General features: G+C 44.7%; 22 protein-coding genes and 1 pseudogene. 13 read left to right on the forward strand and 10 right to left on the reverse strand.

The window, feature by feature from the left end; genetic code table 11:
- Positions 1-56: 56 nt before the first annotated feature.
- Entirely contained in the window at positions 57-446 is a 390-nt protein-coding gene (locus Q9R23_RS04575; protein ID WP_214854193.1) for a thiol-disulfide oxidoreductase DCC family protein, read from the forward strand.
- 44 nt (positions 447-490) lie between these two features.
- Here the strand turns inward: Q9R23_RS04575 and Q9R23_RS04580 are convergent, their stop codons facing one another.
- The 7 genes from Q9R23_RS04580 to Q9R23_RS04610 all read right to left on the reverse strand — a co-directional run bounded on the left by Q9R23_RS04580 (position 491) and on the right by Q9R23_RS04610 (position 7,284).
- Entirely contained in the window at positions 491-1,603 is a 1,113-nt protein-coding gene (locus Q9R23_RS04580; RefSeq protein ID WP_311246490.1) for a hypothetical protein, read from the reverse strand.
- Positions 1,604-1,677: 74 nt separating this feature from the next.
- Positions 1,678-1,920 (reverse strand): spore coat protein, encoded by a 243-nt coding sequence (locus tag Q9R23_RS04585; RefSeq protein ID WP_311246491.1) that lies wholly within the window; start codon positions 1,918-1,920, stop codon positions 1,678-1,680.
- Between the two features lie 78 nt (positions 1,921-1,998).
- Positions 1,999-2,880: a manganese catalase gene (locus Q9R23_RS04590; RefSeq protein ID WP_058264888.1), complete on the reverse strand. Its 882-nt coding sequence runs from the start codon at positions 2,878-2,880 to the stop codon at positions 1,999-2,001.
- Positions 2,881-2,964: 84 nt separating this feature from the next.
- Positions 2,965-4,104: a M14 family metallopeptidase gene (locus tag Q9R23_RS04595; RefSeq protein WP_311246492.1), complete on the reverse strand. Its 1,140-nt coding sequence runs from the start codon at positions 4,102-4,104 to the stop codon at positions 2,965-2,967.
- Between the two features lie 2 nt (positions 4,105-4,106).
- Positions 4,107-4,661 carry a cysteine hydrolase family protein gene (locus tag Q9R23_RS04600; RefSeq protein ID WP_311246493.1) on the reverse strand — a complete coding sequence of 185 codons (555 nt, stop codon included), beginning with the start codon at positions 4,659-4,661 and terminating at the stop codon, positions 4,107-4,109.
- A gap of 12 nt (positions 4,662-4,673) precedes the next feature.
- A complete protein-coding gene (locus Q9R23_RS04605) occupies positions 4,674-4,979 on the reverse strand; it encodes a hypothetical protein (protein WP_035407545.1) in 306 nt (101 codons plus the stop codon).
- Positions 4,969-7,284, reverse strand: a complete 2,316-nt coding sequence (locus Q9R23_RS04610; protein WP_214854179.1) for a sensor histidine kinase — start codon at positions 7,282-7,284, stop codon at positions 4,969-4,971. The genes Q9R23_RS04605 and Q9R23_RS04610 overlap by 11 nt, the downstream gene beginning before the upstream one ends.
- A gap of 288 nt (positions 7,285-7,572) precedes the next feature.
- Here Q9R23_RS04610 and Q9R23_RS04615 point away from each other — a divergent pair, with 288 nt between their 5' ends.
- From Q9R23_RS04615 to Q9R23_RS04635, 5 genes are all read left to right on the forward strand, one after another.
- Complete coding sequence (locus Q9R23_RS04615) at positions 7,573-7,974, forward strand: RrF2 family transcriptional regulator (RefSeq protein WP_056061810.1); 402 nt, start codon at positions 7,573-7,575, stop codon at positions 7,972-7,974.
- Between the two features lie 327 nt (positions 7,975-8,301).
- A complete protein-coding gene (locus tag Q9R23_RS04620) occupies positions 8,302-8,730 on the forward strand; it encodes a hypothetical protein (RefSeq protein WP_056061808.1) in 429 nt (142 codons plus the stop codon).
- 368 nt (positions 8,731-9,098) lie between these two features.
- Positions 9,099-9,911, forward strand: coding sequence for an MBL fold metallo-hydrolase (locus Q9R23_RS04625; RefSeq protein ID WP_214854177.1), 813 nt, complete (start codon positions 9,099-9,101; stop codon positions 9,909-9,911).
- Positions 9,908-10,402, forward strand: a complete 495-nt coding sequence (locus Q9R23_RS04630; RefSeq protein ID WP_035407558.1) for an AAA family ATPase — start codon at positions 9,908-9,910, stop codon at positions 10,400-10,402. Before Q9R23_RS04625 ends, Q9R23_RS04630 begins: the two co-directional genes overlap by 4 nt.
- The gene (locus Q9R23_RS04635; RefSeq protein ID WP_311246494.1) at positions 10,399-11,034 is read left to right on the forward strand and encodes an HAD hydrolase-like protein; all 636 of its coding nucleotides are present in this window, start codon (positions 10,399-10,401) and stop codon (positions 11,032-11,034) included. The genes Q9R23_RS04630 and Q9R23_RS04635 overlap by 4 nt, the downstream gene beginning before the upstream one ends.
- 39 nt (positions 11,035-11,073) lie before the next feature.
- Here the strand turns inward: Q9R23_RS04635 and Q9R23_RS04640 are convergent, their stop codons facing one another.
- Positions 11,074-12,459: an MFS transporter gene (locus tag Q9R23_RS04640; protein ID WP_311246495.1), complete on the reverse strand. Its 1,386-nt coding sequence runs from the start codon at positions 12,457-12,459 to the stop codon at positions 11,074-11,076.
- Between the two features lie 321 nt (positions 12,460-12,780).
- On the opposite strand from Q9R23_RS04640, the gene Q9R23_RS04645 reads away from it, so the two are divergent.
- Complete coding sequence (locus tag Q9R23_RS04645; RefSeq protein WP_214854171.1) at positions 12,781-13,122, forward strand: hypothetical protein; 342 nt, start codon at positions 12,781-12,783, stop codon at positions 13,120-13,122.
- 478 nt (positions 13,123-13,600) lie between these two features.
- Here Q9R23_RS04645 and Q9R23_RS04650 read toward each other — a convergent pair whose 3' ends face one another.
- A complete protein-coding gene (locus Q9R23_RS04650; RefSeq protein ID WP_290758850.1) occupies positions 13,601-14,311 on the reverse strand; it encodes a GntR family transcriptional regulator in 711 nt (236 codons plus the stop codon).
- A gap of 165 nt (positions 14,312-14,476) precedes the next feature.
- Between Q9R23_RS04650 and Q9R23_RS04655 the strand changes: the two are divergent.
- The 3 genes and pseudogenes from Q9R23_RS04655 to Q9R23_RS04665 all read left to right on the forward strand — a co-directional run bounded on the left by Q9R23_RS04655 (position 14,477) and on the right by Q9R23_RS04665 (position 18,512).
- A pseudogene (locus tag Q9R23_RS04655) lies at positions 14,477-16,367 on the forward strand (beta-glucoside-specific PTS transporter subunit IIABC).
- A gap of 24 nt (positions 16,368-16,391) precedes the next feature.
- Positions 16,392-17,849, forward strand: coding sequence for a 6-phospho-beta-glucosidase BglA (bglA, locus tag Q9R23_RS04660; protein ID WP_290758847.1), 1,458 nt, complete (start codon positions 16,392-16,394; stop codon positions 17,847-17,849).
- 105 nt (positions 17,850-17,954) lie between these two features.
- The gene (locus tag Q9R23_RS04665; RefSeq protein ID WP_290758844.1) at positions 17,955-18,512 is read left to right on the forward strand and encodes a ribonuclease FAU-1 family protein; all 558 of its coding nucleotides are present in this window, start codon (positions 17,955-17,957) and stop codon (positions 18,510-18,512) included.
- Positions 18,513-18,528: 16 nt separating this feature from the next.
- On the opposite strand, the gene Q9R23_RS04670 is transcribed toward Q9R23_RS04665, so the two are convergent.
- Entirely contained in the window at positions 18,529-19,740 is a 1,212-nt protein-coding gene (locus tag Q9R23_RS04670; protein ID WP_311246496.1) for an MFS transporter, read from the reverse strand.
- A 130-nt stretch (positions 19,741-19,870) separates the two neighbouring features.
- On the opposite strand from Q9R23_RS04670, the gene Q9R23_RS04675 reads away from it, so the two are divergent.
- From Q9R23_RS04675 to Q9R23_RS04685, 3 genes are all read left to right on the forward strand, one after another.
- Entirely contained in the window at positions 19,871-20,440 is a 570-nt protein-coding gene (locus tag Q9R23_RS04675; protein WP_311246497.1) for a GNAT family N-acetyltransferase, read from the forward strand.
- A 271-nt stretch (positions 20,441-20,711) separates the two neighbouring features.
- A complete protein-coding gene (locus Q9R23_RS04680) occupies positions 20,712-20,930 on the forward strand; it encodes an AbrB/MazE/SpoVT family DNA-binding domain-containing protein (RefSeq protein ID WP_023468485.1) in 219 nt (72 codons plus the stop codon).
- Between the two features lie 25 nt (positions 20,931-20,955).
- On the forward strand, positions 20,956-21,456 hold the full coding sequence (locus Q9R23_RS04685) for a cation:proton antiporter regulatory subunit (RefSeq protein WP_311246498.1): 501 nt from the start codon (positions 20,956-20,958) through the stop codon (positions 21,454-21,456).
- The last annotated feature ends 2 nt before the right edge of the window (positions 21,457-21,458 follow it).

The following is a 21,458-nucleotide window of genomic DNA, read 5'->3' on the forward strand; positions in this document are numbered from 1 at the left end:
TAAAGGAAAAGTGTACAAAATCATTCGTTAAACAGGTAGGGAAGGGTGAATCAATCATGAAAGCAATCGTCTTATTCGATGGAGAATGCAATCTCTGTGACGCGAGCGTCCAGTTCATCTTAAAACGAGACCAGGGGTACCATGATTTTGCATCGTTACAAGGGGAGACAGGGCAAGAACTCGTAAAGCGCCACCATCTCCCGGAAACGATTGACAGTGTCGTTGTAATTGACCGAGGTGTACCGTATATCAAATCGGATGCTGCGTTACGGATTGCCCGTCATTTACGAGGTGGATGGCGTCTGTTGAGAGTGCTTCGCATTGTTCCACGTTCACTCCGGGATCGCGTCTATGATTTCGTTGCAAACAATCGTCATCGTTGGTTTGGACAAAAGCAGCAGTGTGCACTGCCGTCTCCGGAGACACGTGCTCGATTTCACGACTAAATATGAAAAACCGCGACGAATCGGTCGCGGTTTTCTTCTGTTCATTAGTTAGTCACATGCAACCAGTTACAACTTGGCAACGGATTGCCGAGGAAACTTAAACCTAAATCATGGGCTTGGTGGATTGTTTCAAAACAATCGTCTCCTTCATCCAGATATACTTCATGGTGCGGTGATTGGAGATGTGTTCCTGCGATACGCCAAAGATTTGCATGATGCGCTACCTTGATTTCGTAGTCGATATTAGGTGAGACGACGAGCGGATTGCCGACAGAGTGGTGGAGCGTATATCGTGCTTTTGATTGATCTGATAAATAGACCCGCTGAGTCGACGCTACATCTTCTCGATATAACTGATGACGAGCATCAAAAGATCGGGTAGGGTTTGCTTGTTTTGATAGTTGATGAGTGGTTTCACCATCAAATGTCAGGACTTCTGTAAAGGTGCGATACTCTTTTGAAAAAGGCGAATATTGTCGCGCATCGCCTTCGAAATAACGATGCGGAGAAAACGGATTAGGGTTCATGAGAATTGGAGGAGCAATGAACGTCAGTACACGCAATCGGTAAGAAGAAACCTTCTTATGTGAAGCGGATAGCGGGTACAAAGAAAAATAGAGCACGAATTGTTCAAATTCTCGTTCACGGTCTTGTTCCTGTTTTATCTGATTCGTAACGCGGGCGAACGTCTCGATTATCCGTGCGAACGGCATCGATTTTCTTGAAATTGGACGGAGCACCCGGATTTCAAAACGTGTAAATTGTTCAGGGTTAATCGTTCCTTTCCATTCGGGTGACGCAGTTTGACCTAATCGATGCCCATCTTGAAATACCGTATAATGCGATACCTCTGGGATTTCACCCCACAACAGTCGGACAGCATGATCTTGTTGGATCAGGACAGTCATTTTTCGGTTCCAGAACAAATCATCTGTACTTGAAACAAGAGCGGTGACGATACGTGTCTTCGAATCTGAATCGATCAGTTCGAATGACAAAGGCTCAAATAAAGGAAGTGTCTCCGTTTGATAGCTATTCGAGTTCTGAATGAAACACGGTCTACTATTTAATAAGAGACGGACGTTACTTGCCCCTTCCCAGGTGAGACAAACAGTTTCTCCACTTTGTTTGATTTGAATATGATTGATGTCAATCATGAGACTGATCGCTCCTTACACGAATTCTGAAAGAAAACCCCTTCCATTTCAAAATCAGAAGGGAAGGGGGAACGTCATAGTAAGCCTTTAGCGACTTCTAGTTTTTCTTGATCGTGTTTTAATTGTTTTTTCAAGTCATGCACGTGATACATCTCATGATCGATCATGTATCCGGCGATTGCTGCGTGAGTCTGAATGGCTTTGTTCAGCTGTTCAGTTAAGACTCTTCGAACGTCAGGAGAAGCCGTTTCCGTAATTGCAACAGCATAAGCGCGGACAAGTGATTTGCTGCTAATCAAAAAGTCTGTCGCAATCAACTCGTCGCTTTTTTTACTGGGACGGCTAATGAATTTCGAGTGTTTCATGGATTGCGAGTGGTGATTTAGCCATCGATCTCACTCCTTATCATGTAACATACGTTTGACAGTATCTTTGACGTTTTGCATTCCTGTTTTTTCTGCTAGGTCGTGGTGAAGTTTGTGTGCCGGTACCTTCATGTTCGGAATATTTCCTTGCGGTGCAGGATTTTCTAGATGAACGAATTCACCGGTTCCATCCTGCGCTTCCCCTTGAGCCCAGCGACCTTCTTTTGAAGCTGTGCCTTCCGATAGGTCCCAGAACTCATAAGCATGCGGTTGCGCTTCCATCTCATCTTCCGGTGCGAAAGTAGCAGGCACGACAACTCCATTTTTCGTCTCCAGTTCTTCGATCGCAGCCATCCATTGATACTGATGATACCGGTCGCGAGCGAGCATCTTACGGAAGGTAGCACGAACGCCTTCATCCGTCGTCATATGATAGAGGCGAGCGACCTGAAGACGACCTTGTGATTCAGCATGTAGATTCGAACGCATGTCTGCCAACAAGTTACCGCTCGCGACGATATAAGATCCGTTCCACGGAATGCCGTTGGCGTTCGATGGCAGTCCACCGAGACCGCTGACAAGAAGATGCTGTGGATTCATACCCCCGAGAATTGCTGCCGTCGCTGGATCTTTGGCAGCTTCTGCCTGATCATCCGGTGACGCCCCGTCGAGCAATTGAGAAATGAGGGAACACAGCATTTCAACGTGCCCGATTTCTTCCGTCCCGATATCCATCAGCATATCCTTGTACTTTTCTTCACCACGGCAATTGAAGCCTTGGAAAAGATATTGCATCATGACCGTCATCTCACCGAATTGTCCACCGAGTACCTCTTGCACGGCCCGAGCAAGCTTTGGATCGGGTCGATCAACCTTGACTTCGAATTGTAATTCTTTTTGATGGCGAAACATGAAAAGAACCCCCTTTAAGTTTTAAACATATGCGATTTACACATGTTATATACCTTAATCAGTTTCTTTCAAACCTGTTTTACCTTATTTTTCGATAGGTTGAAGTGAACGTTTAATCAAAGAATGACTTTTAGGATCATTGATCCATTCAGTGATGTTGTTAAAGATGAAGGATGTCTCGTTCAAGATGGACCGTCGCCACTGTTTATTTTTAGGGATATAAAGTGCATCGAATCGCTCTCTAATCCGTCGAGGGGCAACTGCTTGATTGAAAAAGAGACGATTTTCATCGATCGTTGCTTTTAACGTTCGGAGTAGGGCAAAAGGATGCTTTCCAAGCGTTCCACACTCTAATGTTAAACCTAAAAAACCGATGTGTCGCTTTTTTGTTTCTTCATACAGATAGTTTAACCATTCTCCTTCAATTGCATAAAACTGTTGATCTCGTGGTTGATCGACGATCGGATAACGTGTGTATACTTCTACCTCCCTAGCGTGTCGTGGATCTTCCGACGACATGACGAGTTGGACTTGACCCGCTGGTCCATAACCCGTATGGCAGTCGAGCATCACGACATGTTCGTAAGCAGATAGTGTATCGACGAGCCGACTTAACACATCGGAGAAGTAAGCGTCTTGCGTATGTCCGCCATAATAGAATCCGGTCGGATGCTTGAATTGTCCAAGTGTCGCAGCCTTTAAAAAAGCGTGTGGACCTAGACGAAGCAAGTCGTATAATACATGCAGTGTAAACGGTATGTAATCCAGACGCCGTCCTGAACCTGACCTTTTTATAAACAAAGATTGCAACTCATCAAAACCCGGATTGCGTAAATCTGCCTTTGAAAAATCGTGAATCGCGTTTCGATTTAAATTGAGGTTATGCTGTGTTTCTTTTCGATGATGTTTCATCCCATATGCATTAATACCATGGATCAGCAAAATATCGACTTCTCCCGTATTTACCTGTTTCATATGGTCTGATAAAAACTGGAGCTGCATGGCACTCCCTGCGTACCCTTCGATTCCATGTAATCCACTGGTTAAGATCAGTAATGTTGAATTATTACCGGACTGGCCGTGCCACCAATCGGAATAGAGTGACGCTTGTTGTTCCAGTGAATCATGCGTTAGCTTCGGATAATGCTGAGAAAGAATGCACTGTGCAGTCTCATTGAAACGTTCGCGTGCTGATTCATACGTTCCAGAAAAATAATGAAGCATGGTTATTCCTCCTTATTCATCAAGCATGAACTCGAGGAGCAATCCAGTGATAATGTCGAACTGAGAATTTCTAAGGCATGATCTTTTGCGACAGCGGTTTCTGCTGCCGTACAGTCTGCAGGGACATGAATGGCATATTCCCGCATATAGGCGTCATTTGCTGTAAATAAGATACACATGTCGGTCGTTAGACCGGTGATGATAAGACGCGAGACATCCAAATGCTTCAATAAAATATCGAGCTGAGTACCGAAAAAACCTGAGTGCTTGGGCTTGATGATGAAGTAATCATCCTCTTCTGGATGCAGTGCTTCGATGAGTACATCCCCAAGACCCCCGCGGCACTCATCAATGATTTGATTGACATTTTCCTGCCACAGACCAAAATTGTCATTGACGTAAATCACGGGAATATTTTGACGTTTACAATGTCGTTTTAATTTTGTGAGTGGTGAGAGGACAGGGAGCGTTTGTTGCATTAACTGCTCAGCTCCTTCAAAATCCATCTTATTAATGACGTCAATGATCAACAATGCTGTATTTTCTTGAACAGTCATGGTGGACTCCTCTCATAAAAAAGTAATCAAATAATGATAAGGCGAATAGAGTTGGGCTTTAGAGATAAAAATCTCGGAAGGGGAGGCTGATTCACGGGCTCCCCGGACATCAATTAAACAGCGATAAATAAGTGATTCCAATTCAGCGATGAAATCAGAGTATTGATACAAAGCATCATTCAATCGTCTTTTGCGGTGATCCTCCATCAAAACGATGCAGGGGTTGGTTTCTTTCAGTGCCATTGCACTGAAGACAGTTTTATGCTGTTTAAAATCTTGATTTAAACAGTGAACGATTTGATTTAAATCAGCTTCCACGTTCTTCACTTCCTAGTTGTAGATTATTCATACTGTTATTGTACATGTTATTGGTTGTGTTCCACTCTTCATCACGAGGTAAACGGATAAAAAAGTCAGACCCTTTCCCGACTTCTGAATGAACGGTGATCCGTCCGCCATGCGCTTCGATGATTTCCTTACAAATCGGTAAACCAAGACCTGTTCCTTGAACTTGGAGATGGTCTGCATGTTCGACACGGTAATATGGATCAAACAGGTAGGGGAGATCTTGTTTTGGGATACCATATCCGTCATCGCTAATGGTGATGACGACTTCCGCTTCACAACACGCTAACGAGACTTGGATAATTGAATCGACGGGAGAGTATTTTATCGCATTATTCAAGATGTTTAATAAGACTCTCCGGATTTTTTCTTGGTCAGCCGTAATCAGGCAAGGACCGTCAGTTTGGATTTGTAAATGATGCGTCGATGTCGCAACGTTCAACCACTCCGTTAACTCGATGAGCATATGTTCGATGCAAAATGATTCTAACTGATAGGATTCTTTTTGATGACTAAGTCGCTGATAATCTAGGAATTCGGTTAACAGTTGACTGAGTCGCTGTGTCTCACTCCGCATGGTTTCTAAATATTTTCGCTGTTTTGAAGGAGATAACGACCGGTGTAACATTAATTCACTGAATCCTTCGATGGATGCAAGTGGCGTTCGAAGCTCATGTGATAAAACCGAAATGAAGTTTTGCTCCTTTTTAGCATGGTTGACTTCAACTGTGCGTTCACGAAAAACAAATAGAATACCTTGACGTTCGGGTAAAAATTCTGTGTAAAGTCGTAAATGACGATCGTCTGGCATTGAAAAATCCTGAGCTGGAATAACTGATGCGTGGTCAAAGCCTGCTTTGATTTGTTCGACATATGCATATAACGCCTCTGTTTCGAGAATCAACGGTTCGAAGGCTTCGATGACGAATGCTAAGTTTTCAGATTGGTTTTCAGAAGGTGACCAGTTCGGAAATAATTGATGAAACATGCGATTCGTAAAGATATTCGTATTCGTCACATCGACGAATAAGATAGCTTCTCGTAAACCATTTAAAATGCGCTGAATTAATTGATGGTGTTCTTTTATACGAATGTCATCAAGCAATCGCATCAACCCGATATTTAATAAATGAGTCGTTTTCTGAAGTGCGACAGTCTCAGTAAAACGATGATGAAATTGTAACGTCAATGAACCAATGAATTTTGACGGACTGTGTAAAGGGAGAGCACATAACGTCAACTGCTCCTTCTCGATTAGATGGATGGATGTATCTAGCTCGGTCTTCGCTTCTAACTCCAACCGTTCTTTGTCATAAATTGGTTCGTCTGATAGTGCGATATGGACAGGTTCAAAATTCTCCGACTGCGGTGAAAAATAGATATGAGCCGCCCGAAAATGACTACCAATTACTTGTAGCCAGGTGTGAAGACCTGAAGTAGATTGATGACGCAAAATTTGAGTGGCTAACTGATTTTGAAATTGAAGTTGTCGCTCGATTGTTTTTTGTTGGTATAAAGACTCTTGAAGTTGTAAATTAGCAACTTGTGTTTGCTGGTGTTCAAATGCGAGCAACGTCGTCATTTGTTGCATCGATCGCCCAAGTGTACCAATCTCATCGGAACGGTTCTGAAAATCATTCTGTTCCAATCGATCAGGCTGTTTCGTTTGATCGACGAGATCGAGTAAATCTGTTCGAAAAGACCGCACAAGTCTTAAAATCAAGTAACTGAGAAGAAAAAAAGCGATGATCATCACACCAAAGGCGTAGCGTAATACTTCAGCGGTTCTTTGTTGTAGCGACTGCTGTGCGTTTTTCTCTTCATTATGAATCATTCGAAAGTAGTCGTTAACGACGAAGTCAGACTGCTGAACCAGCTTTTGATTATCCGTACGTATTTGCAAAGTGACTTCCTGTTCCAAAAATCTTGAAAATTGAACGAGTTGATGCGCAAATCGTTCGTCTGATGGATCTGAATAACGTTGACTGAACGATTCAACGTTTTTTTGTAAACGTTTCAATCTTTTATTGATTTGCTTCAGATCATCTTGATCATTAAAATCAATTTGTTGGACTTGGAGATTGACTTGTTGTGCTTCATTCCAAAGCGTGCGAGCTTGCGTTTTTTGTAATGTGATCTTCTGTGATGAAGTTCGGTGTTGCTCTAGCTCTTTTTGAGCAAAGTAAAATGTTAAGACGCTGATGCTTGCAAAAATTAAGAAATTCGAAAACAATAAAATATAAAACCGATGGAACATACTTGATGAGAGCCAATTCATGACAAGACCTCTTTCTAAAAAATATATAAATAAACTTTAAACGTACATGTTTAAAAGAATCTTATCATAGACTTGAAATAACTAAATGGTTTGCTTCATCAAATTAAAATACCATTTTACTTTTTCCGAGAAATGCCTAGATTTTGACACTTCATATCCTTTAAGATAAACGATATACATACGTGCAAAACCACTATAAACGACACTTTAAGCCATACTATTGATTGTGAAAATGAGTGAGCTTCTGTACTATGTCTATATAAAGGAAAGAAAAAGAAGGTGAAATGGATGAAGATGACTCGCTCTACGGACTATGCCATTCGTGTGCTTATTTTCGCAGCGTCGCATCCGACTCGGCTCGTGCAAATTCAGGAAGTGGCAACCCATTATGATATTTCTAAAAATCATTTGATGAAGATTGTCCATTCATTGAGCAAGTTTGGTCTCATCATTTCTGTACAAGGTCGTAATGGTGGGTTCAAATTAGCGAAATCCCCAGAAACGATTACGTTAGGAGAAATCGTTCATTTATTTGAAGAAGTATCCTATCTTGAAAATGTGACAGTTCCAAATAAAAATGGTAGTTTGCAAAACACACGACAAGCGTTCGATCAAGCATTCACGTCCTTTACGGACGCGCTGCAGGCATATACGTTACAAGATTTAATCGCGCCAACGATGAACGATTGATGGAAGAGTCAGAGAGGAATAGATGATCTCTGGCTCTTTATCCGTGTACATATTCCAGTCATGCAGATTTTTATCAGATGATCATATTAAATATGATTATAACTAGTGTCTTTTATGTTACTATAAACAAGATTCGGAGGCTATTCGAATCTTAGTTTTGAAACATAAACATGTACACTTTGTACTTGTTTTTGTGGTATAACTTTACAGAAGGGAGGTTTTTTTCCCAATTCACCTGCTTGATTTCATACAGGACTCTTACTGTCCATTCACATAAAGGATTAAAGGCATTCGTCCGTTGATCCATGCAAAAGGGAGGGTTTCGGTATGTCCGAAATGACCATCGAAATGTTCGTTCACTTCGTTCAACATTTAGTACATTCTCCACGATTCATCGTCCAGCGTCAGCATGAACATGAGAACGCCTACATGTTTGAAATTCGAGAGTTGAATTTATCGCGAGTCTCAAAAGCCGTATTGCTTCATAAGACAGTTGATCTTCTCCAGGAAAAGACGTCAGAAGATACACGCGAAACGTTGACGAATGAACTGGTCACTCTATCACAAAAGACATTAATGAAGTCAGATACGATTGCTACACTTAAAGTGGAGTCTACAATAGATGACTCATTGCATCTTACATTTTCAGAAGACAAAAAGATCTGGTTTTCTGGAAATCTTGATACAGAAGAAGCGATCAATCGATTCACAGAACATTTTCAAAGCGTCATAAATGACGATCGAACGTCTTATTAAATAAAGCAGGTCGAGCCACATCAGTGGTTCGACCTGCTTTTGTCTTATCTTCTGCCTATTGCGTCATTCGTGTGATCATCGAGCGTTAAACGAGCTGGACCTTCGAAGGGATTATTATAGACAGTTGACGTGACACATAACGAATCAAACGGCAGCTGAAGTAACTAGTGATACCAAGTGGCGAAACGTTTTACATCTAAAAGACAGTGTTCAAACAGTGCACAATGAGAGGAAACGAAATCGACATAATAATCTCATGCTTCATTTTTCATACTTGTTCATTTCAGCGAGCACATCTTAATCCCTATAATTGGAATATGTTATGATGTATCAGGAAAATCATTTACGAATTGGAAAGGAATGATGATATGGAAACCATCATCTGTACGACGTGTGGTGTCGAACAAATCAATCCGCATCGCGAAACGTGTCCGATTTGCTTAGAAGAACGACAGTATGTCAATCCGACCGGTCAAACATGGACGACACTCGCTGCCATGCAAGCGTCAGGAACGTACCAAAATATCATTATGGACGACGGAGCAGGTGTCTATGCGATTCAGACGACACCAGCATTCGGCATCGGTCAAACGGCATATCTCGTCCAAGGAAAATCGTTCAACCTGTTATGGGACTGCATTACATATCTTGATTCCGCAACGAAAGAGCAGCTTGACGAATTAGGCGGGCTTCAGGCGATCGCTTTATCACATCCGCATTATTACGCGACACAAGTCGAATGGGCGGAGACTTTTGACGTACCGATCTATATTCATGAAGACGATGCGTCGTTCGTGACGCGACCAAGTGAGCGCATCGTATTCTGGAGTGGTGAATGCTTGGAGTTAACGGAAGAGTTGATGTTACATCGCGTCGGTGGTCACTTTAAAGGAGCAGTCATCTGTGAACGAAAAGATGCGGCAGCAGGACTGTTGTTGACAGGAGACATCATTCGAATCGTTGCCGATCGGGCATGGGTCAGTTTCATGTACAGTTATCCGAATATGATTCCGCTTCCTGCAAAGACGGTCGCGCGCATGGCAGAAACGATACGCCCGCTTCGCTTTGAAAAATTATATGACGCCTTTTATCGGAAGATCGAAACCGGTGCGTCTGAAGCTGTAGCGCGCTCTGCAGAGCGGTACATTGCTGCCTTGAACGGAGACTGGTTCACGACATGAAGTCGCGCTTGATCGTCATCCGTGGAAACTCCGGTAGTGGAAAAACGACGCTAGCTAAGGCATTACGATCGGTCTTACCGGATAGTATCCTGTTTTCGCAAGATGTCATCCGTAGAGAAATGTTGAACGTAAAAGATGGACCAGGAAATCCGACGATTCGCTGGATCGAGGAGTTGGTTGGACTTGCTGACGGACGTCATGCGACGATTCTGCTAGAAGGAATTCTCGCACAGGATTGGTACGGTGAGATGATTGACCGGTTGGAACGACGCTTTACTTCACGGTACGTGGCATATTATTTTGACGTTTCATTCGAAGAAACCGTCCGTCGCCACGCAATGCGCCAGCCGACGGAGTTTTCTGAGACGGATATGAAACGCTGGTGGATTGATCAGGATCACCGCCCGACGGATCGTCTGATTGCTGAGGATAGATCCATAGAAGCCATGATTCAGATAATAAAGCGTGAGCAGATAGGAGAGAGTCAATGACACACTATATTTTTGACATGGATGGAACATTGTTTCAAACAAATGCTGTGCTTGCGCATACGTTAGAAGAGGTCTTTCATGAATTGCGTCAGACGGGGCGCTGGGAAGGAGAGACTCCACTCGCGCTCTATCAGCAGATCATGGGCGTCTCGTTACCGGAAGTCTGGCAGACGTTACTACCGGACTTTTCACCCATAGACCAACAGGCTGCGGATCAAAAGTTTCGACATGGCTTAGAGCAGGCAGTCAAGTCCGGGCATGGTTGTTTATATCCAGGAACGGTCGAGTTGCTCGCTCGTTTGAAACAAGCGGGTCACTCGGTCTATATCGCTAGTAACGGATGGCCGTCCTACCTATCAGCGATCGTAACGACGTATGGTCTTGAAGCGTATATCGATCATGTCTATAGCATTGAAGACATTCGTTCCGGTGATAAATCAGCACTCGTACGAGAGATTTGTAAGACGCACGATATCTCGTCCGGATACGTCGTCGGTGACCGTTTGTCCGATTTCAAAGCAGCGCAAGCGAACGGTCTAGTAGCAATCGGTTGCCAGTTCGATTTTGCGCAAGAGCAGGAACTCGTAGTTGCGGACCGAATCGTAACAGAGCTGAGTGCTGTCTACAAGTAAGAGCCGTCTTCTGCGGAAGACGGCTCTTACTTGTAGCAATTATTCTGCCCACCAGAGGGCATCGTCTGGTTTTTTTGCGATCGACGCGACTTCTTTTTCACTCGATACAGTCGGATGCGATCCTTTAAGTGCTTTACCGGCTGTATTTTTAAAGAGGAAGAAGAACGTGACGAACCCGATGACGCTGACTGCTGTTAAATAGAAAGCAGGAGCGAGCGGATTTTGCGTCTCATGGACGAGCCAAGTCGAAACGAGTGGCGTCGTTCCACCGAAGATCGAGACCGAGACATTGAACGTCACGGATAGTGTCCGGTAGCGGACATCCGTATAGAAGATACTTGGTAGCAGACTTGGCATCGTTCCTTCAAAGATCGCCAAGAAGAATCCGAGGATGAAGATTCCGATTCCGACGAACAAGAGTGGTTTAAGACCAATCAAGAAGAACGACAGGATCGAAAGCAACGATAGTCCTGCTAACGCGAATAGGACGATATTGCGATTGCCTTTTTTATCACTTAGCTTTCCGAAGAAATAAGCGAGTGGAATCATGATCACCATGACACCGGTGATGAGAATCGTACTTGTCGAACTTGACATACCGATGACTTCATCAAGGTACGATGGCATGTAGGACAAGAGCATATAGTTCGTAATGTTGAAGAACGCGACAGCAATGAAACAAAGGATGATATCACGCTTATGATCGCGTAAGATTTCGCGGAATGTCGCGGGTTCTTCTGTATTTTCATTAATCTCATTTTCGAAGATTGGCGACTCATCCAAATGACGACGTAAATAGAGACCGAATAAACCGAGTGGTGCTCCAAGGATGAATGGAATCCGCCATCCCCAAGATGCCATTTGATCATCTGATAAAGTGACAAAAAGTGTTGTAGCAAGTAATGAGGCAAGAATGTACCCACCGAGTGTTCCGATTTCAAGACCACTTCCAAGAGCACTCCGTTTGTTATCTGGTGATGACTCAGCGATGTAGACCATTGCACCGGCGTATTCACCGCCAGTCGAGAATCCTTGTAAAATCCGGGCTAACAATAACAGGATCGGTGCCCAAATTCCAATTTGATCATAGGTCGGTAATAGTCCAATGATGAGTGTCGAACCAGCCATCATGACGATCGTCGTCGTTAAGACGACCTTCCGCCCGAGTCGATCTCCGATGCGTCCAAAGACGATTCCGCCGATTGGTCGCATTAAAAAAGCGATCGCAAAGGTCGCAAATGTAAAGACGAGCTTCAGTTCATCATTTTCAACAGCGCTAAAGAAGTTTTGACTGATGATGATTGCGAGATAGGAATAAAGACCAAAATCGAACCATTCCATCGCATTCCCAATTCCGGTCGCGTAGACACTTTTTTTGGTTTGCTTCATGTCAACGACATTGACTTTTTCTTTTCTGAATTTCATAAGTTCTGTTCACTCCCTTTAATAAGTTCGTATCGTACCATAGCAGGAAATGAAGTCAAGTTGCTAATGTGCTTAACCACTTGAAAATGATTGAAAATGGCTCTGTGCCTGGAGTTGTCAAACCGTTGCGACTCTAAGGACGAACAAAGGTGTGCATTTTTTATGAAAAAAATTGAAAATTTTTTGGGTGTTTTCATAAATTCGAAATAATTTTCATGTGTTTTCACAACGAAAAAATCAGTAATCCGTCTTTAGGATGAGGGAAATAAAACTATATTTTGGTAATTTTAAAATGAGGGTGGAAAGTAAAGGAGAATGCTTATGAAAAAGAGATGGATCGCCATTATATGTCTTGGGCTCATTGTAGTCGTCGGTGGTTGGTATGCTGGATTTCAAGAATCGAAGGTATCCAGTTTTCCAGTGCCACGATTTGCTACGGCAGTTGAAAAACAAGGCGAGTGGAAAATCAAAACGCGTCTTGTCTCGGAAACCGATGGACCGGGTCTACTCTATGGAACTCGGATTCGCCAAGCCGGATGGAAAGAGCTCGATCGTGAAGGAGCGACGGCATGGTATGAAAAAGACAGGAAAGTGATTGCCTTGACGACGTTTGATGGGGAACTGTATCTCGAAAATTCGAGTAAAGAAGAGATCGGTATTTAAAGCATGCGATTATTTGTAAAATGGAACGGATGGAGTCTGTTTTTCGCTTTGATTCTCTTTCTTCCTGTTGAGATGACATTAAACATTGAACGTATTATCCGCATAACGGGAACATCATATCAGTTTTTTTACCTAATGGATTTTCTATTGATCACGGTGTGTATGATCCTATTCTTTACACCTATTCGTCTGATGCAGGGGATAATAGTTCGAAGTCGACTTACTTGGTCGTTTTCCTTTAGTTGGATACCGTATTTTGTCTTCATGTCGTATGCATTGAGTCAGTGGTTCCCAGTCATGTATCCTACTGATTTTCCGAGCCCAGTTCTTGGCTTATTATTGATTGTCGTTTTAGCGATTTATCCGTTTTGTATATTAATTTTAGTTAGTTTCTTAAAAGAAAAAGCGAAATCCGATGCAACGTCTTCAGTAAAATGAAGACGATCATCAGACTTCGCTTTTTTACTTTTTTCGTTTGTTAAAGATATAGTCCGTTTGCCTGAACGACGAATTGTGAATGTTCATAGTGGTATGTGATGACGGAATAGTCGAACGGACGACCGTTCGTCAAATGAAATACTGTCTCAATCGTTAATCCAGGATCGCCCTCGGTGAGCCCCAGATGACGAGCCGACTCAGCGCTTAACTTCCCGACGTGCATATACATATCCGAGAACCCAATATTCAATTGGAGTGCCGTCTCTAAGTATTCGAAGATCGACTGCTCGACGATTTCACGATTTAAGTACGGAACAATCGATTGACGATAGTAAGACTCTTCGAGACAGAGGATCTTGCCGTCGATGTAGCGGATTCGCTTGACGTAATAAATCGTCTCACCTGCCTCGATCCCGAGATTCTTCGCGATGTTATCGGTTGCAGCAATTGATTCGAGTGCGAGAACGGTCGACTCGATCGTATGACCGACGAGATTCTGCTTGAATCCTTGGGTCGAGAACAGGCGAATGTAGCCAGTCCGATTCGTCTTCCGGACAAAAATCCCGCTTCCACGGACTTGAAAGATGATTCCTTTTCGTTCAAGTAACTCAAGTGATTTTGTCATCGTCGTCTTACTGACAGCGAACTGCCGGATCAACTCTTCGAGAATCGGGAGTTTGTCCCCTTGTTTCAACTGATGTTGTTCTATGTACCGTTCGATTTCATCGGCTGTCTGTTGGTATTTCAGCATAGGACACCTTCTTTTCTTGCGAACTTTTTTCTTTCTTCAGTATAGCATAAGCCATTTCTTGATTAATAACATGGTAAATTTAATTATTTATGTATTGAACAATTGTGCATGTACAATTAAAATAAAAGGGTATTCAACGCGTCATATTCAGGGGAGGTACACCATATGGGCAAGGTTCGCGATTATCAAAAACTGGCGCACGCGATTTTAGAAGCGGTTGGAGGAGAAGAGAATATCATCAGTGCTGTTCGATGCGCTACACGACTTCGTCTTGTCTTAAAACGTTCAGATCCAGTAGCCAAAGAAACGGTCAGTGCATTACCTGGCGTCATTACGGTCGTTGAGTCTGGCGGGCAATTTCAAATCGTCATTGGTCAACACGTTGGAGAAGTCCATCAAGAATTTGTGAAACTCGTCGATCTAGAGCAACCGGACACGGAAGAGGCACCGAAAGGGACGGTCCTTAACCGAATCATAGCGACGATGTCAGCCGTTTTTGCACCGTTCGTTTATATTTTAGCTGCAGCAGGGATTCTGCAGGGAACATTGATTTTAGCGACACTTGCTTCCGGCATTCGCGAAGACAGGTACTTATGAAGTCTTCAGCTTCATCTCATGGGCACCATTTACGTTCTTGCCGATTTTCATTGCCATCACGGCAGCGAATCATTTTAAGGTCAACGCCTTCATCGCGGTCGCCTGTATTGCGGCACTTGTCAGTCCAACATGGGCAGATATCGCAGCACGCATCACGGCTGGTGAATCCATCACGTTCCTAGGAATCGCTTTATCCGGTACAACGTATACGTCATCGGTCTTACCGCCATTATTCCTCGTCTGGATTTTGTCCTATGTCGAGCGATTCCTGAACAAGACGATTCATGAAGTCATTCGTCCGTTGTTCGTTCCATTCTTCAGTATGGTATTGATGGTGCCGCTTACGATTCTCTTGATCGGACCGATCACGACACTTGGTGCAGAAGGGATCGCAAACGGGTATAACTACTTAGCGGAGAATGCTCCTGCGGTAGCTGGTCTCATCATCGGTGGCTTCTGGCAAGTCATCGTTATCTTCGGTGTCCACTGGGGTGTCACGCCGATGGTGCTCGCAAACTTCGAGCAATATGGTCGCGACTCGTTCCAAGCCTATCAAACGATTGCCGTCATCGCCCAAATCGGTGCTGTCATCGGGGTCATCTTGAAAGCACGTAACAAAGAAACGAAAAAAGTCGGGGTCTCAGCCGGACTGACGGGCATCTTCGGTATCACGGAACCAGCCATCTATGGGGTGACGCTCCGTTTTAAAAAACCGTTTATCTATGGCTGTATCTCGGGAGCAATCGGCGCTGTCACGGCAAGTTTCTTTAAACCGTATTACTTTGCCTACGCCGGATTACCGGGACCATTGACGCTCGTCAACGGCATCGATTCCGACTATCCATCGTCGATCATCGGCTTATTGATTGGAACGGCGATTGCCTTGATTCTACCGATCGTTTTGATTCAAGTGTTCGGTTTCGGGGAGCAGGCTGCTCCGGTCGTAGCACCTGAAAGTACAGCGACACCAGTTGCAAAACAGGAAGTCAGCGCAACTCTGACAAATGAAGAGACGCTTCGCGCACCACTTGAAGGAACGATTGTTGCTTTATTAGATGTACCGGATCCTGTATTTGCTTCCGGTGCGATGGGACAAGGGGTAGCGATTCGTCCGACGAACAACCGGGTCACGGCTCCGTTTGACGGTACTGTCGTCATGGTCGCCCCATCAGGTCACGCGATCGGATTACGCTCGACGAGTGGTGTCGAAGTTTTGATCCATATCGGTCTTGAGACCGTGACGCTCGACGGTAAACCGTTTACGCTTCACGTCAAAGAAGGCGAATCCGTGACGACAGGCGAGCTCCTCGTAACGTTTGATGCGACAGCGATTGAAGCGAATGGACTCGAGACGATCACGCCAATCATTATCATGAACACGCAGAGTTATGCACAAATCCTACCGACGGACGAGACCGTCACGACGGCAAACACACAGATCTTGACGATCATCAAGTAAGAGAAATAGAAGGAGGACATGAAGATGAAGACATTACCAAATGATTTCCTATGGGGCGGTGCGTTAGCAGCGCATCAATTCGAAGGCGGCTGGAATGCTGGCGGAAAAGGACCGAGCGTCGTTGATGTATTGACGGCAGGAGCACACGGTGTAGCACGGCGCATCACGGATCAGGTAGAGGAGAATGAATTCTATCCGAATCACGAGGCGATTGATTCTTATCACCGTTATAAAGAGGACATCGCCCTGTTCGCTGAGATGGGACTGAAATGTCTCCGGACGTCAATCGGGTGGAGTCGGATTTTCCCGAACGGAGACGAGGCAGAACCGAACGAAGAAGGACTGAAGTTTTATGATGACGTTTTCGACGAATTACTGAAATACGGCATCGAACCGATCATCACGCTGTCGCACTTTGAGATGCCGCTCCACCTCGCACGTGAATACGGTGGATTCCGCAACCGGAAAGTAGCACTGTTCTTCGAAAAATTCGCGGAAGTCTGTTTCACGCGTTACAAAGACAAGGTCAAGTACTGGATGACGTTCAATGAGATTAACAACAAGATGGACGTCAGCAATCCATTATTCCTCTGGACGAATTCCGGTGTCCTCCTTGACCCTAATGAGAACGCGATGGAAGTCATGTATCAAACGGGACACCATGAATTGCTAGCGAGTGCACTTGCCGTCGCGAAAGGGAAAGCGATCAACCCGGACTTCGAAATCGGAGCAATGGTTTCGCACGTACCGATCTATCCGTACTCATCGCATCCGGAAGATATTCTACTTGCTGAGACATCGATGCGTCAGCGCTATTTCTTCCCGGACGTCCAAGTCCGCGGCTACTATCCGTCTTATGCGTTGAATGAGTTCAAACGGGAAGGGTATGATATTCCGATCCTAGACGGTGACTCAGAAATCTTGCGAAACGGTACGGTCGACTATCTCGGATTCAGTTACTACATGTCGACAACCGTCAAACATGATGCTGTCGTTAATAACACGGGCAACATCGTCAACGGTGGTCTCGCGAATGGTGTCGAGAACCCATATATCCAGTCGAGCGACTGGGGCTGGGCGATTGATCCGGTTGGTCTGCGCTATGCGATGAATCGTCTGTACGACCGCTATCAGATTCCGTTGTTCATCGTCGAGAACGGCTTTGGTGCGATTGATACGATCGAGGATGGTCAGATTCATGACACGGCGCGAATCGATTACTTGCGTGCGCATATCGAAGCGTTCAAAGCAGCCGTGCTCGAAGATGGCGTCGAATTGATCGGCTACACGCCGTGGGGCGTCATCGACATTGTCTCTTTTACGACAGGAGAGATGAAAAAGCGCTACGGTATGATTTACGTCGACCGGGATAACGAGGGCAACGGATCAATGGAACGGATGAAGAAGGATTCGTTTGACTGGTATCGTCACGTCATCGAGACGAACGGTGCTGCGTTATACGGTTCAGAGACGGCCAAATGATGATGTAAGGGGTAACGGAAAAAATCCGTTGCCTCTTTTTTTTAAGAATTAGAATGAAAAAGTAGTGGGGTATGGCACACTAAGGAAAAAACGGGGGACCGGTAAATGATCAAAAAACGCTATGCCGATCGACATGACTGGCGTCGCATCACACAACGACACTATGTTCATGAACAAGTAGAAAACGAAGTGTTTAACGGACATGTGACACTTCTTCAACTGATTGAAGTCGCTTCACCGTTAGATGTCCGTTATGGTGACGAAACGATTCGAATCGCTGACGCTGGTTACGTCTGGGTACAACAATTCCCAAGCGATGCTCATCATGCCGTGACCTCGATGTTTGACGCCACAGGTCAGTTGGTACAAACCTATATCGATATTTGTCTTCGTACCGGAGTGGAGGACGGACGAGTCTACTGGGAGGATCTGTTTCTCGATCTGATCGTTTTGCCATCAGGAGAAGTCTTATTAGTCGATGCGGACGAACTGGAAGCAGCGCAGGAGCAAGAGACAGTCTCACAAGCAGACTATGCGCTCGCTTGGGCAGAAGCAAAGCAACTCCAGAACCAACTACAAGACGGGCCTTTTCCGCTAGTCGCGCATGCAGAAGTGATGAAAAGGCAGTTAGAGCAGCAACTCAAGCAGGGAACACCGCGTTGACGGGGTTCCCTGTTTTTTAGGCGTGTCGTTCTGCTTCAACTTCGTCCGTTGTAAAATACTGTTGCTTGTGCGGGAGGAGAACCAATCCGAGAAAACAGATTGTCACGATCACGAGGAGGCAGGCAAATAGAATCGTACTGAAGCGAATCGACCAAATATCGCCGAGTAGACCAATGCTGACGATCGCTAGAATCTGTAGCAGACTGACGCCGACACCGTAAAGACTCGTAAAGCGTCCCATCAAATGAAGCGGAATATTCGTCTGTTGGAACGTCAGAAAACCGGTTCCTGCAAATGCGTGGAAACCTCCGAGCAACAAGAAACCAGTACAGACGATTGAAAACGAATTTGCACTTGCGTACAGCATGTAACCGACCGCGACGAACACATAGCCAGTCATTAGCATCATCCGAACGGAGAGTGTTTTGGCGTAGCGGGCGACGACCCAGCTGCCGGCGACGGAACCGATCCCAGTCAGACTCATCAGTAAACCATAATCGGTTTCCGATAAGCCGATGCTTCGCTGTAAAAAGATGACTTCTTGCGTATCGAGTGCAAGTGTCGCAATCATCATTAGCATCGCGAGGATATATAATCCCGTCACGTAGCGTGCGCTTTTGCTGAACTGATAGACAAGCTGCCAATCGGATATGATGTCTTGCAGCCGCATCCCTCGTTCGACTGAAGCGGTAATACGCGGCAAGCGCATCAGCAGGACGGCTGAACCAAGAAACGAGACAGCGTTGAGGCAAATGGCAACGTCGGCAGAAGCAACATAGAGCAGTCCTCCAGCGAGAGCAGGACCAACTAAAAAGGCACCAGACGTGATCAGACTACGATAGGCATTAAACGACGTCCGATCGTTTTGCGGAACAAGCGTCGTGATGTAGGTCAACGTTGCCGGTTCAACGACCGCTTTGATGATAGCTAAGGCAATCAAATCGATGTAAAGCAACGATAATGGTAGAAATGGCATGATACCGATTAAGAAAACACGCAACAAATCAGTCTGAATCAACAGTCGACGTAAGTCGGATCGGTCGACCCAACTTCCTGCGAACGACTTGATGACGAGAGAGACGACCGGACTGATGATCCACAGCGCAGCAACTGCTGACGCTGAGCCGGTCAAGCGATAGATATAGACATTGATCGCAACGAGATAAATGAAGTCACCAAACTGTGAAATACCGAGAGCACTTAAGAGCGTCCGTTCCCGAGAAGACATAACAGCATCCTTTCTTACATCATTTTCCAATATTATACCAGAAAATTCAGATAACGTTTTCGTATATCTCTATACTTTTTAAGGAAGAGTGGGTATACTTGGAAAAAATCAAAGGAAGAAGGGTTCGATCATGTTAACGACCATCGATTTATATCAAGCTTTGCCTGTACTTGAAACGGAACGGCTCCGTTTGCGACCAGTTCGCACGGAAGATGCAGCAGATATCTATGCCTATACGAAAGATGAAGAGACAGCAAGATATGTCAGCTGGCATGCGCATAAAAGCCTCACGGATACTGAACAATTCGTCGAACACATCCTTCGCCAATACGAACTAGGGAATCCGGCACCATGGGCAATCGAAGACAAAACGAGCGGACGGGTCATCGGAACGATTGATTTCATCAAAGTCTCGTTTGAGCAACACCAAGCAGAACTCGGTTATGCGCTGTCGCGCGACTTCTGGGGAAAGGGTTTGATACCGGAAGCAGCAGCGCGTCTTGTGCAGTACGGTTTCGAGACGCTCGGTCTTGAACGTATTCAAGCACGCTGTTTTGTTGCGAATGACGGATCAGCTCGTGTCATGGAAAAGATCGGCATGACATTTGAAGGCGTCTCTCGGAGTGCTTTGTACGTTAAAGAGCGTTTCTGGGATTTAAAGATTTATGCGATCACACGTAGTGATTATGAAGGAAGGTAAGAGATGGGTTCACGGCTAATGCATGCCTATATCGGACAATGATTGATTATGTTACTACCGTAAATTGAGCCTGCTCGATTCCTTCTAATAGAACGATATGAAGAACGAACGCATCCACTCAGCTTAGGATGCGTTTTTTCTTTATTCATTTTTTTAAATTTTTAATTCAAAGCAAAATACTCGGAATAAGTTTAGAAACATGTTAAACTGGAAATAAGAAAAGTAAGGAAGTAAGGAATATAAGAAAAATATAGAAAGAAGGAAGTTCGTGATGGAGCTATCAAAGTTAACGTCAAAAGGACAGATCACCATTCCTAAAAAAATTCGGCAGGCCTTGCAAGTGGAGGAAGGAGATCGCGTGGCATTCATTGAGGAGGACGGGTTTGTCATCATGGCGAAAGCGGATTTGAAACAGCTGCATGACCTTCAAGATATATTGAGCGATGAGACGTTCAAGACGCTCATCCACAAAGCGAATCATCATTTGTAAAAAACAAATAAGGAGGAAATAACAGATGGATATGCGCGAAGTAGATTTACCAGGAATCGGACGGAAGTTCGAAGGCATCACGACACGAGGAGATAAGGTGGTCGTCATCGTCCATGACGACGGACGACGCGAAATGCATCATTATGATGACGATGATTTTGATGAGAGCATCTCGAGCGTGACGTTCAATGATGCAGAAGCTCGTCAGATGGCAGGAATTCTCGGAGGATTATCCTATAAGCCGAAGGATCTTGAAAAAATTGAACTGGCGTTTGATGATCTCGTCATCGAGTGGTTTAAAGTCGGTCAGGATTCAAAGGTCAACAATCGAACGATCGGGGAACTCAATGTTCGTAACCAATATGACATCTCGATCATTGCAGTGCTTAAACATGACCGTTCGAAATCGTTAAATCCTGGACCAGAAACGCGCCTTGAAGCGGGAGATACGATTGTCCTGTCAGGAGAACGTCAAAACGTCCGTCACATCACGAAAGCATTATTCTCAATCGAAGGAGGCGGATAATA

Origin of the sequence: Exiguobacterium sp. BRG2, from assembly GCF_031844245.1 — a bacterium.
Lineage (GTDB): Bacteria > Bacillota > Bacilli > Exiguobacteriales > Exiguobacteriaceae > Exiguobacterium_A.